General features: G+C 43.1%; 10 protein-coding genes and 1 pseudogene. 6 read left to right on the top strand and 5 right to left on the bottom strand.

Annotated features, from left to right (window positions below; genetic code table 11):
- The first annotated feature begins 45 nt into the window (after positions 1 to 45).
- The 3 genes from ACJB0T_RS19680 (at position 46) to ACJB0T_RS19670 (ending at position 4,207) form a co-directional block, all read left to right on the top strand.
- Positions 46 to 2,586, top strand: coding sequence for an N-6 DNA methylase (locus ACJB0T_RS19680; RefSeq protein ID WP_479290635.1), 2,541 nt, complete (start codon positions 46 to 48; stop codon positions 2,584 to 2,586).
- Complete coding sequence (locus ACJB0T_RS19675) at positions 2,570 to 3,367, top strand: retron system putative HNH endonuclease (RefSeq protein WP_479290634.1); 798 nt, start codon at positions 2,570 to 2,572, stop codon at positions 3,365 to 3,367. The genes ACJB0T_RS19680 and ACJB0T_RS19675 overlap by 17 nt, the downstream gene beginning before the upstream one ends.
- Before the next feature lie 264 nt (positions 3,368 to 3,631).
- Positions 3,632 to 4,207 (top strand): site-specific integrase, encoded by a 576-nt coding sequence (locus ACJB0T_RS19670; protein ID WP_479290633.1) that lies wholly within the window; start codon positions 3,632 to 3,634, stop codon positions 4,205 to 4,207.
- A 3-nt stretch (positions 4,208 to 4,210) separates the two neighbouring features.
- Here the strand turns inward: ACJB0T_RS19670 and ACJB0T_RS19665 are convergent.
- Together ACJB0T_RS19665 and ACJB0T_RS19660 are read right to left on the bottom strand one after the other, a co-directional pair.
- A protein-coding gene (locus tag ACJB0T_RS19665; protein WP_479290632.1) for an IS3 family transposase occupies positions 4,211 to 5,382 on the bottom strand; the annotation gives its coding sequence in 2 pieces (ribosomal slippage) (positions 4,211 to 5,106 and positions 5,106 to 5,382; 1,173 coding nt in all).
- A 641-nt stretch (positions 5,383 to 6,023) separates the two neighbouring features.
- Complete coding sequence (locus ACJB0T_RS19660; protein ID WP_479290631.1) at positions 6,024 to 6,956, bottom strand: LysR family transcriptional regulator; 933 nt, start codon at positions 6,954 to 6,956, stop codon at positions 6,024 to 6,026.
- Between the two features lie 111 nt (positions 6,957 to 7,067).
- On the opposite strand from ACJB0T_RS19660, the gene ACJB0T_RS19655 reads away from it, so the two are divergent.
- From ACJB0T_RS19655 to ACJB0T_RS19645, 3 genes are all read left to right on the top strand, one after another.
- Complete coding sequence (locus ACJB0T_RS19655) at positions 7,068 to 8,801, top strand: amidohydrolase (RefSeq protein WP_479290630.1); 1,734 nt, start codon at positions 7,068 to 7,070, stop codon at positions 8,799 to 8,801.
- A gap of 286 nt (positions 8,802 to 9,087) precedes the next feature.
- Positions 9,088 to 10,821: an amidohydrolase gene (locus ACJB0T_RS19650; RefSeq protein WP_479290629.1), complete on the top strand. Its 1,734-nt coding sequence runs from the start codon at positions 9,088 to 9,090 to the stop codon at positions 10,819 to 10,821.
- A 138-nt stretch (positions 10,822 to 10,959) separates the two neighbouring features.
- Entirely contained in the window at positions 10,960 to 11,346 is a 387-nt protein-coding gene (locus tag ACJB0T_RS19645; protein WP_495292926.1) for a hypothetical protein, read from the top strand.
- Between the two features lie 108 nt (positions 11,347 to 11,454).
- Here the strand turns inward: ACJB0T_RS19645 and ACJB0T_RS19640 are convergent.
- The 3 genes and pseudogenes from ACJB0T_RS19640 to ACJB0T_RS19630 all read right to left on the bottom strand — a co-directional run bounded on the left by ACJB0T_RS19640 (position 11,455) and on the right by ACJB0T_RS19630 (position 15,712).
- Positions 11,455 to 11,909: pseudogene (locus ACJB0T_RS19640) on the bottom strand (septal ring lytic transglycosylase RlpA family protein).
- Between the two features lie 465 nt (positions 11,910 to 12,374).
- Positions 12,375 to 14,012, bottom strand: coding sequence for an MFS transporter (locus ACJB0T_RS19635; protein WP_479290627.1), 1,638 nt, complete (start codon positions 14,010 to 14,012; stop codon positions 12,375 to 12,377).
- 80 nt (positions 14,013 to 14,092) lie between these two features.
- Complete coding sequence (locus tag ACJB0T_RS19630) at positions 14,093 to 15,712, bottom strand: MFS transporter (protein WP_479290626.1); 1,620 nt, start codon at positions 15,710 to 15,712, stop codon at positions 14,093 to 14,095.
- Positions 15,713 to 15,785: the final 73 nt, after the last annotated feature.

Below are 15,785 nucleotides of genomic sequence, written 5' to 3'. Positions count from 1 at the left end.
TTACTAAGAGCTCTATACGTTAAACGTTAAGTAATGAGATAAAAAATGACATATCGTGATGAAGACCTGAAATTAGCTAAAGCCCAGGCTAGAGAAATATGGAAGATACTTGATTATGTTCGAGGGGCATCTCCTATATCGAACTATCGTTCATTAGCCTATTCAATTTTCTTCATACGTTATCTCCAATCAAACACTGGTCAGCATTTTGATGCACCAAGGTTTGATTCATTTAATGCTATTGCCCAATATTCTTACGAACTTATAAATCATGCTGTCCATCTAGGATTAATTCATCGTGATGTATCCAATTTTCTGTGTGATTACTTAGAAAACACATTACGTTCATTCGACAACATTGATGAGTCTTTTGTTCGTCATGCAATCAGAGACGGGCAATTAAATAGAAGTTCTTCCATAGCGTCACTTTCGCTATCTGAACTAGACTTACTCTTTGCTGAAAATGAAGGTAAATCAGGAAGTGAGTTTTACACTCCCAAAGATGTGAACCATTTGGTCACTGCGCTTGGATTGCGCTATCAACCAAAGTTAGTGTGCGACCCATTTGCAGGAGCTGGGAACACGGCATTTTCTTTTTCCAATGTAAGTGAAGAAAGAGTTTGTATAGATACTCAAGAAGTCAACAAGGACGCTTATTTTCAGCTAATAATAAGCCGAGTAATCAGGGGAATAAAAGGTAGAGACATTTTTGGTGATTCCTTATCGCAGCCTTTCTATCAGGAAAATGAATACGATCTAATTGTTTCCTTTCCTCCTTTTGGAATGAAAATCCCCAAATCATCTCGGGAAAATATCTACTATTCAATGCGTAATGAGTGGCTAGACGTAGCCAGAATTTTGCCAGAAAGTAGAAGTGATTGGTTTATAACGCTATCAATGCTGTCTGCCCTTACTGAGAGCGGTAAGCTTTTAGTCGGAATGTCTCTAGGTGCTTTAACGAGAACAGGCTCTGAAGCCAAAGTTCGCGAGTATTTAGTGTCTCAAGGAGTTATTGAACAGGTCATTTTATTACCTAAAAATATCCATTACTCGACTTCAATTCCGACAGTGCTTCTTGTTCTCAATTCAGGATTAGAAAATCATAACAACAGAAGCGTCAAGTTTGTCGATGCTTCGTTGTTTTATGAACCAGCTCGAGGTCGAAATATTCTTTCAGCCGACAATATAGATGCGATTGTTGAGGCTTGTGACAATGACGGCCGATTTAGTGTTAGCTTGCCCCCTCGGCAGATAGCAGAAAGACAATTTAACCTAGATCCTTCGCTTTACGTACGAAAAGACCTAAAAGTTAGCGAAGTCACTGTCAGCAACTTTAGGGGATACACGGATTTTAGAGTGCCAATGCATTCTTCTCTGAATGTCTTGGTTGGTGAAAATGGTGCCGGTAAAACTTCAATTTTAGAAGCGGTGGCTTGTGGTCTTGGTCCTTTTCTTACCGCTATGCCTGATGCAAAGGGAAAGCTGATAAAAAAATCGGATATTCATGTTAGTTCGAACGGGGTTGCGAGCCATGCTCGTATAGCGATTGAGACAACATCAAGTTTGAGCTGGGACCTTGTAGCTAAAGGGGCGGGGACTTCAGAGCCTCCGAAGATAGGAACGGCAGCATTAACTGGCTATGCCAGTCAGTTGGTTGATAGCCAATCTGAGTTTCCATTGATCGCCTACTATGGAACAAGTCGCGCCCTCACCCCAACAAGTTCTAAAGTAGCAATAAACCCCTTCGAAAAAGATATTCGTGGCGAAGGTTATGACTCTGCTCTAGATGCTAAGGTGAACTACGGCATTATAAAAAACTGGTTCTCGAAAATTGAAGTAGATGAACTTCGAAAGCGTGATGAGCTAAAACAACACAAGTTTATCCACCCGGCAAAGAAACTTGTCTCTGAAGCTGTTTATCAGATCGTAGAGCGAGCAACGAGCATAGAATTTGATAAAAACAGCAATGATGTTGTGGTGCATTGGAAAAATGAGAAGGATGAGTGTGTACAGCTTACCTTAGAGCAACTAAGCGAAGGCTATAGAAATATGGTTGCTTTAACAATCGACTTAATACGACGTGCCTATTTACTCAATCCCACTAGCAATGACCCATTAGCAGTGAATGGGATTGTTCTAATTGATGAGATTGAGCTCCACCTGCATCCGAGATGGCAACAGAAAGTTCTAAACGATCTGACCAGCTTGTTTAAGAACGTCCAATTTATTGTTACTACGCATAGCCCTCAAGTACTGACAACCGTTAATGTTGATTGTATTCGTATCGTGTCTGCCGATGCGAAAGAAGCAAAGCAATTAACCGGAACTAGCACTTATGGATCTGAAAGCTCACGAATGTTGGAAGATGTGTTAGGCGGTACTATTCGACCTCAACACCTTGAAATTGTCCAAAACTTAAATCGCTATACTGAGCTAGTCGAGTCTGACCAGTGGGACACTGAAGAAGCGTTAGAACTAAAAGAAGTGCTCTATAGGTGGGGCGGACAAACAGAAGCTGAGCTTCAAAAATTGGAAACTGAAATTCGAATTCGTGAGTTTGAGCGAGACAATGAAAACGATCAATAAAGGAGTAGAGCCGAATCGGCTAGGTGTATTTAGAGCGGCAAACCCTGACGCTTTATGGGAAAAAGATAAGAAAAATGATGAATTGATTGAAGAAGCTTTTCGTTGCTGCGGCGCAAGGTATCAGGAAACACAACAACAGTTACGGACAGATCAAGGCAATTTATGCGCATATTGTGAGCAAGACTTACTGTCTGGAACCAACGGTTCTTTGGATGACTGTCGTATTGAGCATTTTCATCCAAAATCGAAACGTGATCTGGGAGAACCTAACTGGGGGTTGACGTGGGATAACTTATTAGCCGTTTGTTGCGGTGGAAATCAAAGCGAAGTTGTTGAGCCAGATAAGAGATTTGATACTGAACCTGAAAACTATTCTTGTGATGTACCTAAAGGTGACAAAATTCTGGATGCGATTATCTTCAACCCGTTACATTTACCAGATGTCAATATTTGGAAGTTTTACCGTTCGACAGGTTTGATTGATGTAAACGAAAGGGTTTGTGAAGCTCAAGGGCTAGACGCTGAAATGGCGCGCCAAACAATTAAAGAACTAAATTTAAACTCTCCTCGGTTAATGAGGGCTCGAAAAGTGATTCTTGAAGACCTCAATAGGCGAATAACAGAAAGAGTAGGACGTGGTCTATCGATAGAGCAAGCTCGTAGCTCGTTAGCCGCATCTGTGCTTAGGAAAAATAGGGCTGGGGACTGGCCATCGTTTTTTAGTGCAACTCGCTCCTATTTAGGTCGTTCGGCAGAGGCTGTTTTAACTCAGCCTCTTTAAATACTCTTGAACTGCTTAGTTCCAGCAATATGAAATCCATCTGCTTTATTACATAGGCTTAAAGTTCAAGAGATTTCTGTAAGCAATACCTATGGTAATACTTTGTTGGTTTATTTTCATTTAACTTATCTAATATCAATGGGTTAATTGGTTAAGTCTGCTGTCTCACTCCCGCCACATTCTAAGAGGTCTGATTTATCAGGCCTTTTTTCATATCTGCACAAAAGCAATGCATCTCTGGAAGTACACAAAAGAGTACACACGATGCAAGCACCACTCTATCGAAAAGCCAATTATTTAGTTCTTTCTAATACCGGTATCTATACCTTCCGTTGGAGTCTAAGAGCGGATAACAAGCACTATCAGCCCAAACTAAGTCTCAAAACTCGCAACTACTTGGAAGCGATGAAGCAGGCATCAGTGTTAGCTATTCAAATCTCATCTCTACACAATCCTACCATTGAAGATATTAGGGCAATCTATAGCGATTTTTCTGGTAAACAGAAGAAGCAAAGCACCTTGTTAAAGGGGATTGATATCACCAACTACTTGTCTGATTTAAGCGTTAAGAGCCAAGCAGAGTATCGAAATTGCTGGGTTAGCTTTGTCTCTAGTCTATCTCATTCATCGACTTTAGAGAGTATCAGGCAAGCTCATATCGAGCAGTGGAAAGAAACTCAAACCTGTAGCCTTACTACTATGAAGAAAAAGCTACGTCTTATATCTAGCTGTTTTAGTAAGTTAGGTCAGAAGGTTGACCAAGATTGGTTTAAATTGAAGGTGGAGAAGAAGCCAGTTAGACCAAAGAGAGCCTTAAGCGATACCGAGCTGAAACTGTAGTGGTCAACAAATTCCGGACACTAATTTAAGCCGATTTTCGGCAGTAACTGGCGACAGCCCATCATTTGCTTGATGAGGCCGTTGCCTATTGTAGTAATCCATCAAGTAATAGCTGATATCCCTCTTTGCCTGATTTTGGGTCAAGTACCCCGTTGCTGGTATCCATTCGGTTTTCAGGCTTCTAAATAGCCTTTCCATAGGAGCATTGTCCCAGCAGTTACCTCGACGACTCATGCTCTGAGTGAAGCGATATCGCCAAAGCCTTTGACGGTATTTTAGGCTGCTGTATTGGCTTCCTTGGTCTGAGTGGAACATCACGTCGTTAGGTTGGCCTCGTTGTTCCCAAGCCATATCCAAGGCTTTGCAGGTCAACTCTGCATTCGGTTTGTCTGATAGTGCCCAACCAACTACACGGCGGCTAAATAAGTCGAGCACAACAGCTAGATAACTCCACTTTGAACCGGACCAGATGTAAGTAATATCACCACACCAAACTTCATTTGGTGTGGTAACAGAGAACTCACGCTTCAATCTATTGGGGATATCTGGTCGCTCTAACTTAGCCTGCTTATAGCGATGCGAGCCTGGTTGTTTGCTTATCAGTTCGGCTTCTTGCATAAGTTTGCGTACTTTAAAGCGTCCGACATCGAAGCCTTCAGACTGCAGCATAGAAGCAAGAGTCCGGCTACCAGCAGCGCCACGACTCATGTTAAAGAGCTGCTTAACTCGGCTGACTAACCGAATGCGACTCGCATCCGGCTTTCGTTTTTTAAACTCGTAGTAGCAGGAAGACGCGACATCAAACAGCTCACAAAGAATTTTGACCGGTTCATGCTCCCTCAACTGGTCAATTAGCGAGAACGTTCGAGTTCGTCCGACATTAAGAGAGCTGTAGCTTATTTTAGTATGGATTTTTCTCTTTCTAAGCGATTAATCCTAGCTTCTAACTCTTGGATCTTCTGCTGTTCTGGCGTCAGAGCTTTGACCGTTGGCGTTTCTCCGCCACGCTCAATCTTGAGTTGATCGACCCAGCGTCGTAAGGCCGTATCACCGATGTCTAGAGAACGTGCCGCCTCAGATATTGAGTAACCTTGATCAAGAACTAAGCTTGCGGCATCTACTTTGAACTCAGAAGAAAATGTACGTCGTTGTCGTTTTGTCGTTGAACACCTCATGTATGGTGGAGACTTTACCACCTAATTTGGTGTCCGGGATCATTAAACCACTACAGTCTGAACCTAAGCATATAGAAATCAGCTAGCTCTTAAAGGCCTAAAGCAATTTAGGCCTCTATTATCGAGGCTCTTCTCAATAAATCCCTGCATTTCACAACACACTTAAACCGTATTTTCTAACGATTTTATGGCGAAGAAATATGATAAAAAGTGAAATTTGACGTAAGTTGCTAGTGTATCAATATAGAAAACCGACAACTTTAGTACATTTGTAAGCCAGTTATTAACCGTTTTTAATAAGGAACTAATAATGGCTTTGAATAATAGAAAGACCCTAGTAGTTATAGTCGGCTCTGTGCTCCTAACTGTGCTTTTCACTGCTCGCGCGATTAGTCATCGAATAGAGACAATCCCCGTAGATGACATTGAACAGTTTCCGGTGGGATCATTTGAAGTTCATGCATTTCTCGAACAACATAATGGTGGCTAACCTATTGTAAAATAGGCTCTGTCAGGTATGATTTTAGAGTTTTTTAGTTAGTGCTCCCGCTAGGGTGAAGGCAATTTTTTAACTATTTATTTTCACTTTTCATTCTAGCGCTCAGCCACCAACGCTTACTTTTTATGTAATGGTGAACTCTTCACGGAGATGTGTAAAACCCGCCTTTACTGATAATGTCTAAGCTCAATTCAATGATGAGTCCGCGTAAAAACTTATGAGCAAGATCATGATGAGACCGTTGATGCCAAAAACAGTGGACGGGTATCGTCGGTAACTCATCAAGCTGCTTGCAGAAAAATCTAGTTTGGTCCAATTGCAACGCGGTTCCTGTTGGGAATACGCCTACGTTATCCGACTCTTTTATTATTGAAGATAAAACGGAAAAGGTAGCGCCAGATGCTATGATCCTTCTTCTCTTCTTTAGCTTTAAAGCAAGCTCATCAACACGCCCTTCACCAAGTGCTGCGGGCTCTACCCGTACATGTGGAAAATCAAAGATATCTTCAATCTTATATTCACTTGTTGCCAGCACGTGATCTTTTCGAGTCACGAGACTCAGAGACATATCACCGAGTTGATAACCATATAATTGAGAGCTGAGATTGACGATAGCGTTGATGGCGATGTCAATCTCACCTTGATGTACCTTCTGTTCAGCGTTAACTGGCCAACTGACGATTTGTATCGTGATATTTGGGGCAACTTTAGCCAATTGATTCACCAGTTTAGGTATGAGTATTTCTGCACTAACATCTTGAATCGCAATGCGAAATTGTTGGTTAATGCTGGCTGGTTCAAAAGGAGTTGAATGGACGATGTCATCAATATTGTCAAACAGCTTGGAAAGTTTAGGGATTAAAGCCGTTGCCCTTTGAGTGGGGAGCATTTTATTTCCAACTTGGACGAACAGGGGATCACTTAAACTTTCACGAAGTTTGTTTAAGTGATAAGTGACGCTAGGCGGTTGCATGGCCATTTGTTGGGCGACAGCAGTGATGCTTGGGTTTTTAAGCAAAAGCGAAAGTATCTTCAACGACTTAATTTCTAGATGGGAATTGAGCACTTTTTCCATAACAACCTTTAGAATTTTTCTAATGCAAGTTTAGTTTAATTCAAATATTACTAAAGATCACTGAGCCCTATCATGAGAACAGAATTTAGTCCTCATAACGTGGAGTCAAAAATGACAACTCAACCATTCTTAAAGCCAGCCATCGCAGTAAGCAAAGAAGCGGTGTTATATACAGGTAATTTCATCACAGTGAATAAAGATCAGCCAGCGGCGTCAGCTGTTGTTGTACAAGAAGGGAAAATCACCTTTGTTGGCACAGTTGATCAAGCCGAAACCTTTCTCACGAATGAGTCAATTCAATACACGTTAAATGAAGAGTTTAAAGATAAAACAATAGTACCAGGCTTTATCGAAGCACATATGCACCCGGTGGGGGCGGCTCTATTTAGCGCGTTATTTGGTTATGTAGGGCAAATTGAGCGAATTGCTGGCGGTGGCGACATATTATCAGCAAGCCTTACCAAAGAAGCTCTAGAAGAGAAGATTAGGGGGTTTGTTGCGGCGCACAATGCCGCTGGAAAGCAAGGGGAGTGGCTTAACTTGTGGGGATTAGACCCGCTGCTTATGTCTGATGATACGATTGTCGATCGTGATTTCTTAGATGCACTGTGTCCAGATTCTCCAATTCTTCTTATGCACGCATCTTGCCACGTCAGTGTGCAAAACTCAGCGGCGATTGAGAAAGTCGGATACAGCCTAGAGGATGATCCAGCATTCGTATTCCGTAAAGATGGACGTTTAACGGGTGAAATTGCTGAAATGCCTTATGTGTTAAAAGCTATTGCCGCTGGTGCTTACGATATGGGTACACCAGAAGATGCTGTGGCTGCCATGATTGGTTATGCAAACAGTGCGAGCCGTTTAGGAGTGACCACATTATCTGATTGCGGTATGGGTGTACCATCTAACCCATACCCACTGCTACAAGCATTAGCGAAAATGCCAGAATTTCGAGCTAGAGTAGCTGCTTACCCATTGGTACCTAACTTTAATATCGAACAGCTTAAAGAGTTCAAAGAGCAAAGTAATGATCGCTTGTGGGCAACGAAAGTTAAATACCTCCATACTGATGGTTCAATTCAAGGTTTTACCGCACTTCTTAAAAAAGGTGACAAGTACTACAATGGCAATGCAAATGGACACCTTTCATTTTCTCAAGACAAGATGTTTGAAGATGTATTCTATGCTCATCAACAAGGCTACAGCATTTCATTTCACTGTAATGGTGAAGGTTGTACTGATGAGTTACTTGATCTCATTGAACGCATGCAAACCGAGTGTCCACAGCCTGCTGTTCGCCACTGTCTAGAACACAACCAAATGGTCAACCCAGAGCAAATGGATCGCATGAAAAAATTAGGTGTGGTTCATAATTTATTTGGGACGCACATTCCGTACTGGGGCGACGTTCATGCCACGCAAACCGTTGGTCCTGAGCGCGTCAAAACGCTAAATCCGTTCCAAACATCTATCAAGAAAGGCATTCCATTCTCGATCCACTGTGATGACGTTGTGACTCAAGTCAATCCTTTGTTCATGATGTGGGGCGCAATGAACCGTCAGTGTGTTTTCTCGGGCAAGGTATACGGTAAAGAAGAGTGCCTTACCGCTGAGCAAGCCTTACATGCTGTGACGATGGGAGCTGCATACCTAATGGAGCAAGAGCACATGATTGGCTCTATCGAGGTTGGCAAACTTGCAGATATGGCCATTCTTGATGAAAACATCCTTGATGTTGACAAAATGTCGGTGAAAGACGTGAAAGTACATGCAACCATGCTAGGGGGTGAGGTTTCTATTCACACTTGCGCCCAAGCTGTTAGTGAAGAAGCAATGCCAGCTTAGATTTAACTAACACCGCAAATTAGTAAAAGTGCTCCTCATCATGGGGAGCACTTATCTACCCTTCTCTCAAGCGTAACTGTCTTCTCAAAAAATCAAATTGCCCTATGCTAAAATCAATTTAAAGTCTTGTTTTATTTGGTTGTTTATTTTTTTTTAGCTTTCGGGTTGCCTTTTGATTTGTGTGATTTTTTGATGATTTAATTTCACTTTTTAATTCTAGCCCTCGGTTATGACTTTGGGCATCTTGGATTCATCCGATACAGATAACCCTACACAGGAGTTTCCAATGACAACTAAAATATTCCATAAACCAGGACTAGAATATAGCTCAGACGCTGTTTTATACACTGGCCAATTTATTACGGTGAATGAAGCGCAACCAAAAGCGAATGCAACAGTCGTTAAAGATGGAAAAATTCTTTTTGTTGGAACCAAAGATCAAGCAGAGACTTTCTTAACAAACGAAAACATTGAGTACCGCCTAGATACTCAGTTCGAAGGCAAGACAATTGTTCCTGGGTTCATTGAAGCTCACATGCACGCACTAACTGCGGCACTATTTACTTCTCGTTTTGGCTACGCAGGTCAAATCGAGCGCACAGCAGAAGGCGGCCGCATACTTCCAGCTAGCGTGACAAAAGACGCGCTCATCGAAACCATTTCTCGCTACGTTGAAGAACACAACGCTGCAGGTAAACAAGGCGAATGGCTTAACCTATGGGGCCTAGACCCATTACTACTTGAAGGCGATGTTGCTGTAGACCGCGATTTCCTAGACGCAATCTGTGCTGACAGTCCAATTTTCATTATGCACACGTCTTGTCACGTTGCAGCTTTCAATTCACTAGCGATTGAAAAAGCTGGCTTTAGCCTAGATGACAACCCTGCGTTCGTATTTCGTAAAGACGACCGCCTAACAGGCGAAGTTGCTGAGCTTCCAGACATGATGCGCGCTGTTCAAGCGGGTGCATTTGACATGGGTACGCCACAAGATGCAATCGTAGCAATGGTATCGTACTCAGATAGCTGCTCTCGCTTAGGTATTACAACTATGTCAGATTGTGGCATGGGTGTTCCTGCAAACCCATACCCACTACTGCAAGCGCTTTCTGCAATGCCTGCATTTAAAGCGCGTATGGCTGCTTACCCAATTGTTCCTAAGTTTAATGAAGAAGAACTAGCTGACTTTAAAGCGCAAAGTAACGATCGTTTATTTGCTACAAAAGTGAAGCACATCGCTACAGATGGTTCTATCCAAGGTTTTACAGCAGTACTTAAAGAAGGTGAGAAGTACTACAACGGTCGCGAGAATGGTCACTTCCAGTACAGCGCAGAAACGACATTTGAAAGTTGCTTCTACGCACACAAATTAGGTTACAGCATCTCTTTCCACTGTAACGGCGAAGGTTGTACTGACAGACTGCTAGATCTGATTGAGCGTATGCAAACCGAGTGTCCACAGCCAAATGTACGTCACTGTTTAGAGCACAACCAAATGGTTACCCCGGAGCAGATGGACCGCATGAACAAGCTGGGTGTGGTTCACAACCTGTTTGCTACGCACATTCCATTCTGGGGTGATGTACACGCAACTCAAACTGTGGGCCCTGTTCGCGTAAATACGCTAAACCCATTCCAAACTTCGGTTAAGAAAGGTGTACCTTTCTCAATCCACAGTGATGACCAAGTAACTCAAGCTAACCCACTGTTCATGATGTGGGGCGCAATGAACCGTCAGTGTATATTCTCTGGAAAAGTTTACGGAGAAGACGAGTGTCTAACGGCTGAACAAGCGCTACACGCAGTTACACTAGGCGCGGCTTACCTAATGGAAAAAGAGCACATGATTGGCTCTATCGAAGTTGGCAAGCTTGCTGATATGGCAATTCTTGATGCGAATATCCTGGATATCGACAAGATGGCAGTTAAAGACGTCAAGGTACTCGCGACGATGCTAGGTGGTGACGTTTATGTTCACGAAAGTGCAACAGCGATTAACGAAGAAGCGATGCCTGCTTAATTAGTGGTGATTTGCTTTAAATAAATAGAGTGCTCCTAGCAATTAGGAGCATTTTTTTTAATCTTCTAGAAAAAGAGTAACAGTGAAATGAAGACGGTCAATGAACTTATCTTATGTAGCTTGATCGGAACCTTTGCAATGCTTGGTTACGGTGCTGTTTGGAATTGGGTTTCTGTGGATGGCGTTTTTATGGCATTGGTGTCAGCAATTATTATGGCGATAGTACTCAAAAGCTCGGTTGCTTTTGAAAAATTTGCAGCGGCCTTTTGTCTTAAACAATCAACTTTGCCTAAAATTAAACGTTTTTTCTCATCGTGGTTCATTTTGATCGGCTCTAAAGTGGTTGCAATGGGCGCGATTGTTCTTTTATTTGATGAGCAAGTCCAGTTCTCTGGTCCAGCGGGTGGCGTTGTGGCTTTCTACATTACGATTATTTCGATTGTGATCTTAGAGTCTTTATTCCTTAAGACGGTGAATAAAAAAGCGCAAAAGAAGCAACCCCAGCTTAGTCTCTGCATTCAGTAGAACTCACTCCCCTTATAGTCTTAAAAGCCTCACTACCTTAGTGAGGCTTTTGTATTCAGTGAAAACCGCGCCCCAATGAATAGATTCATTGGAGAAGGCACCAGCGTTCTAGTGCTTGTACCTAAAGGTATTACGGTCATCAATAATTTCAATTTTGATCGACGCTAACCCTTTGTTGATATCACCTATTTGTTCAAATGATTTTTTAGAAAGGTCAATGATCGAGGGCCTTTCACAAAAGGCCCTCGATCATTGATTTTAACATCCACCGATTTGCTATTGGTTGTATTGGTAACCCGTACGATAGTTCCAAAAGGTAGAGTTCTATGAGCCGCAGTGTAGGCTCTCTTGTTATAACGCTCACCACTTGCTGTGAGCTTTCCATAGTATTTACGTCCATACCATGACGCTTGACCGACAAGCTCGTGTGATCTTGCGTAACTCCTTGTTTTTTGATCATCGGCAACCGAAGTAGAGGAGCAGCCAACGAGCAGAGAAAGGAGTAAAGCGGAAAAAGCGAGGTTTAGTTTATTCATACGAGTTGAGTATTCCATTTTCTTAATGTCATGTTTGTCGTTTTGGATGGATTGCTGGTTCAGTAACATTATCTAGAATGTTGGTAGAAATAGCGTGTTTATCATCCGAACAGATTCTGAAATTTTTCCATGAACGACAGTGTCTTTGGTCATAGCTAAGAAAGGTTTTTGAAGAGAAAACAACAGCGTTACTAATATCTGAGTCGTAGAATGAGTCTCTCAAATAAACTATTCGGGCCGATATGTGAATAAACATTCCTAAAGCCTCTGCTCATCGACATATTCATCGCTGATCACAAGATAAAGTGATTTCAGCTTACAGCGGGCATAGAGGGATTATCAAACATTGAAGGGGCAGAACTCATTCTAGCTATGTTGCAAAAGAGCTGAGAAGTGCACTTAAAAGAAAAGCGCAGTGCTGCTAAAGAACAATGCGCTTTCGATAGATTGTTTGGGCTATTTACCTTGTCGGTGATATTAGCCTCTTTACATTTAACAACTTGTTCTTGATGGCACTAGTGCAGCAGGCGTATCATCCTGACATTCCAACCTGGAACTAACAACAAACCCCATTAGCGCGGTCATGATTAAGGTTATCATCGTAAGATCAAATCCTTTTAAACGAGCATTAGCGTTTATTGCGATGAGGTTGTGTGTTTGTGCGCTATCGAATTCATACGATGTTACCGCGCTTGCTAACCTTGCGTTGTCTATATAAGGAATGTGCGATAGCTCATCGAGTTGCTCAACAAACGCAGCTGGAAATTGAGCTACGACTTCAGAATGGGACTGGATTTCGCTTTCTAGTCCCCACTGGTTAATACCACCAAATAAGCTAATCCCTATGACCATACCAATGTTTCGTAGCGTAGCTTGCAGTCCGCCGGACTGCTCCGCATCACGTTCACCCAGCGCACTCGTGATAATGACTGGACATTGTGATGCCAAAATGCCCATAGCCGCACCGAGTAATGCCATACCGAGGTAGAACGATACTAGGATGTGCTCAGCCGCGCTCGATAGCCAAAGGGTGCCACCAGAGAGAATCACCCCCAGAAATGCAATCTGGCAAAGCGTTTTAGGCTTGAGTTGTTTAAAAGCAACCGGCGTAATGATAGAAAAACCTATCATAAAGGCTGAGAAGAGCAAGATAATGCCACCAGAGTGCGCGGAAGACAGTGCCACTGCGACTTGAAGATAGGTCACTATCACAAAGCTACTGCCACCAAGAATGATGTACATTAGGGGTAAAATAACGAATCCCTTGCGCGATGAACGATTGGTCAGCCAGTGAATAGGTAGTAGGGCATGTCCGTGGCGCTTTTGAAATCTAAGTTGCTGGAAAATGAAGCATGAAAATAAGCTCATACCGACAACAATGAAAAGCAGTGCTGGGCTCAATGGAAGGATAAAACTCAGCCAATTTGGAATGCTAGCCCCTTGCAGAGCGTATAGTCCGCCCCAGTAAGGCAATTTTATTAGACCAAAGCAAAGTACAGTGATACTAACGGCACCCAGGATTGAGCCTGTAATATCAAACTTAGCAGGTTGATTTGTGTGTATAGGCTCAATGCGGGTAATGGCACCCACTAGAGTAGCAAGGTAGCACAACGCGATGAGTGCAAAAGGCCATTGCCAGCTCACGTTGTCGTGAAGCCAGCCGCTTAGTAGTGGCATAACAGCGGCTGCAAGCCCCGTCGCGGCGGCCATTAAGCCAAACCCAAGTGCTCTGGATTTACCCGGGAAGTGAGCTACTACCAGAGCAAGAACGGCCGGTAGAATAAATGCAGAACCTACCCCAGCGAGAGGTCGAACAAATAGGGTAACTGAGTAGATATCTGGTATTAAGATAAAACCAAGAGTTGAAACAAAACCAAGTGTGGTGCCGATTATGAGCAAACGGCGCCAACCAATAATCAGTCCGAACATACTGGCTGACAGCATTAATGCTGCGCCAACGAGCGGTTGAATGATTCCGAGTATTTGAATGCTAGCAATGTCAGTATCAAAGACATTGACAAGTGTAGACGTAGAGATGGAAAGATTGGCTACATCAGCTGAAAGAGTAAACTGTGCTAAGCATAGTACCCAAAGTAAAAATCCTTTTTTGTTATCTAAGGCTTTGACCATAGCTGCCTCGCTCTATTTTAGGATTAGGGAAGTAAAAACAATAAAGCCTCGGTTAGAGCGAGGCTTATTAAAGGTGCCTGTTAACTATTCATTAACGAGCGTTTAGGTAGCTTCGAACAAAGTGCTAGACCACCCATCATCAACACGATTAGCGTGTAAAGTGCATATTGTACTGAAGACAAGCGAGACTCGGCCATTACAGCGACAACCGTTTCTTGCTCTTCTGCTGGGATTTCAGCTGAAATCATTAGTTCGCGAGCCATGTCGTTAGAAACAAACGGTAGAGCCGGAGTTTCAACGATGATTTGCTTAGTTTCAGCAGATAGAGTTTCGTGCTCTGCTACGCCGTTTTTGATCTCACCGGTTAGAGAGAACAGCATTACTGAACCAAGGATAGCAACACCAAACGCTTGACCGATGTTACGAGAAGTTGCTTGGATACCACCAGATTGCTGTGCTTCTTGCTCACTTAGGGCAGAAGTTACAACGATAGACGCTTGAGAAGCTAGTAGACCAGCACCAATACCAAACACAGTAAGTGAGATGTATTGCCAGAATGTGATGCCTTCAGCAGTGAAACCGAAGAACATTAGCGCTGTACCTGCTGCTGCAATGATGAAGCCAAGTTGACAGATGCGTTGGCAGCTTAGGTGACCAAGTTTAGCTGGTGCACCAAGTGAACCGATCATCATGCCTAGAGCAAAAGCACAAAGTGCCATACCAGAAGCGAACGCGCTCATACCAGCAACAAGCTGCATGTAAGATACGTTAATGAAGCCAGTTGCACCGAACAGTAGGAAGATAGTTGCACAAAGAACTAGACCAACAACTACTTGTGGGTTTTCAACGTAAGAACGTGGAAGAAGTGGAGTGTTACCAGCAGCTTCGAAGCGACGCTCCCAAACCATTAGACCCTTAAGAATTGCGCCACCAAGAGCAACTAGAGGTAGTGCCGGAGAAAGACCCATGATTGTGAAATCAGTTAGTGGAGCAACAAGACCCCAATCAGAGATTTTCAGTAGACCAGTAACGAAACATAGAAGACCAGCACCTGCTAGTACTACGCCAACAACGTCGAATTTACCTTTGAAAGTCGCTTTTGGTAGCTCAGGAAGTTTCATACTGCCTAGCATAACTAGCGCACAGTAAACACCTAGACCTGCGAATGCAACACGAAAGCTTGCAACGTCAAGGATGAAACCAAAAATAAGTGGCGTTAAAGCACTCGCTAAGCCAACAAGAGCTGCGATTGCAGAGAACGCGATTGCTTGGTCTTTACCTTTGTAGATACCCGCGATGTTCGCCAGTACTGCTGGGATAAGTAGACACGCACCAAGACCTGAACCTACACGAGCAACATAGTTTAGGATTTCCATGTTCGGAGCGAATGCAGCACCGAAAGATGCAACTGACAATAGACCAGCACCGATAATCATTTGGCGTTTCCAGCCGATGATTAGACCAATCAGACCACCCGCGATCATACCTGCACCCGCAATAAGTGGGTACATAGCGTTAGCCATTTGGATGTCAGACATAGTTGCGCCGTGCAATGCAATTAGCGCTTCTGTTGAAATAGCCAAACCTGAGTTATCGGCCATTGTCGAGAATTGAGCGGCAAGAAGTACAATTAGAGGGAACCATTTGGCTAACCCTACCTTCTCTTCTGGTGTAGGAACCGAAGTAGCGGATACCGTCATTGTTAGATACCTTTTATGTTGAAGAGCAAAAGCTCTGTGGTTTTAGTTGTAAACACGTTTATCGGGAGTCATT

Source organism: Vibrio sp. CB1-5 (assembly GCF_059412285.1).
This window is presented reverse-complemented; position numbering and strand designations above follow the sequence as displayed.

Excerpts from the sequence above, each read along its gene's own strand:
- ACJB0T_RS19635 (WP_479290627.1), bottom strand. The coding sequence starts at position 14,012 with ATGGTCAAAGCCTTAGATAACAAAAAAGGATTTTTACTTTGGGTACTA.
- ACJB0T_RS19660 (WP_479290631.1), bottom strand. The coding sequence starts at position 6,956 with ATGGAAAAAGTGCTCAATTCCCATCTAGAAATTAAGTCGTTGAAGATA.
- ACJB0T_RS19630 (WP_479290626.1), bottom strand. The coding sequence starts at position 15,712 with ATGACGGTATCCGCTACTTCGGTTCCTACACCAGAAGAGAAGGTAGGG.
- ACJB0T_RS19650 (WP_479290629.1), top strand. The coding sequence starts at position 9,088 with ATGACAACTAAAATATTCCATAAACCAGGACTAGAATATAGCTCAGAC.
- ACJB0T_RS19645 (WP_495292926.1), top strand. The coding sequence starts at position 10,960 with ATGCTTGGTTACGGTGCTGTTTGGAATTGGGTTTCTGTGGATGGCGTT.
- ACJB0T_RS19675 (WP_479290634.1), top strand. The coding sequence starts at position 2,570 with ATGAAAACGATCAATAAAGGAGTAGAGCCGAATCGGCTAGGTGTATTT.
- ACJB0T_RS19670 (WP_479290633.1), top strand. The coding sequence starts at position 3,632 with ATGCAAGCACCACTCTATCGAAAAGCCAATTATTTAGTTCTTTCTAAT.
- ACJB0T_RS19680 (WP_479290635.1), top strand. The coding sequence starts at position 46 with ATGACATATCGTGATGAAGACCTGAAATTAGCTAAAGCCCAGGCTAGA.
- ACJB0T_RS19655 (WP_479290630.1), top strand. The coding sequence starts at position 7,068 with ATGACAACTCAACCATTCTTAAAGCCAGCCATCGCAGTAAGCAAAGAA.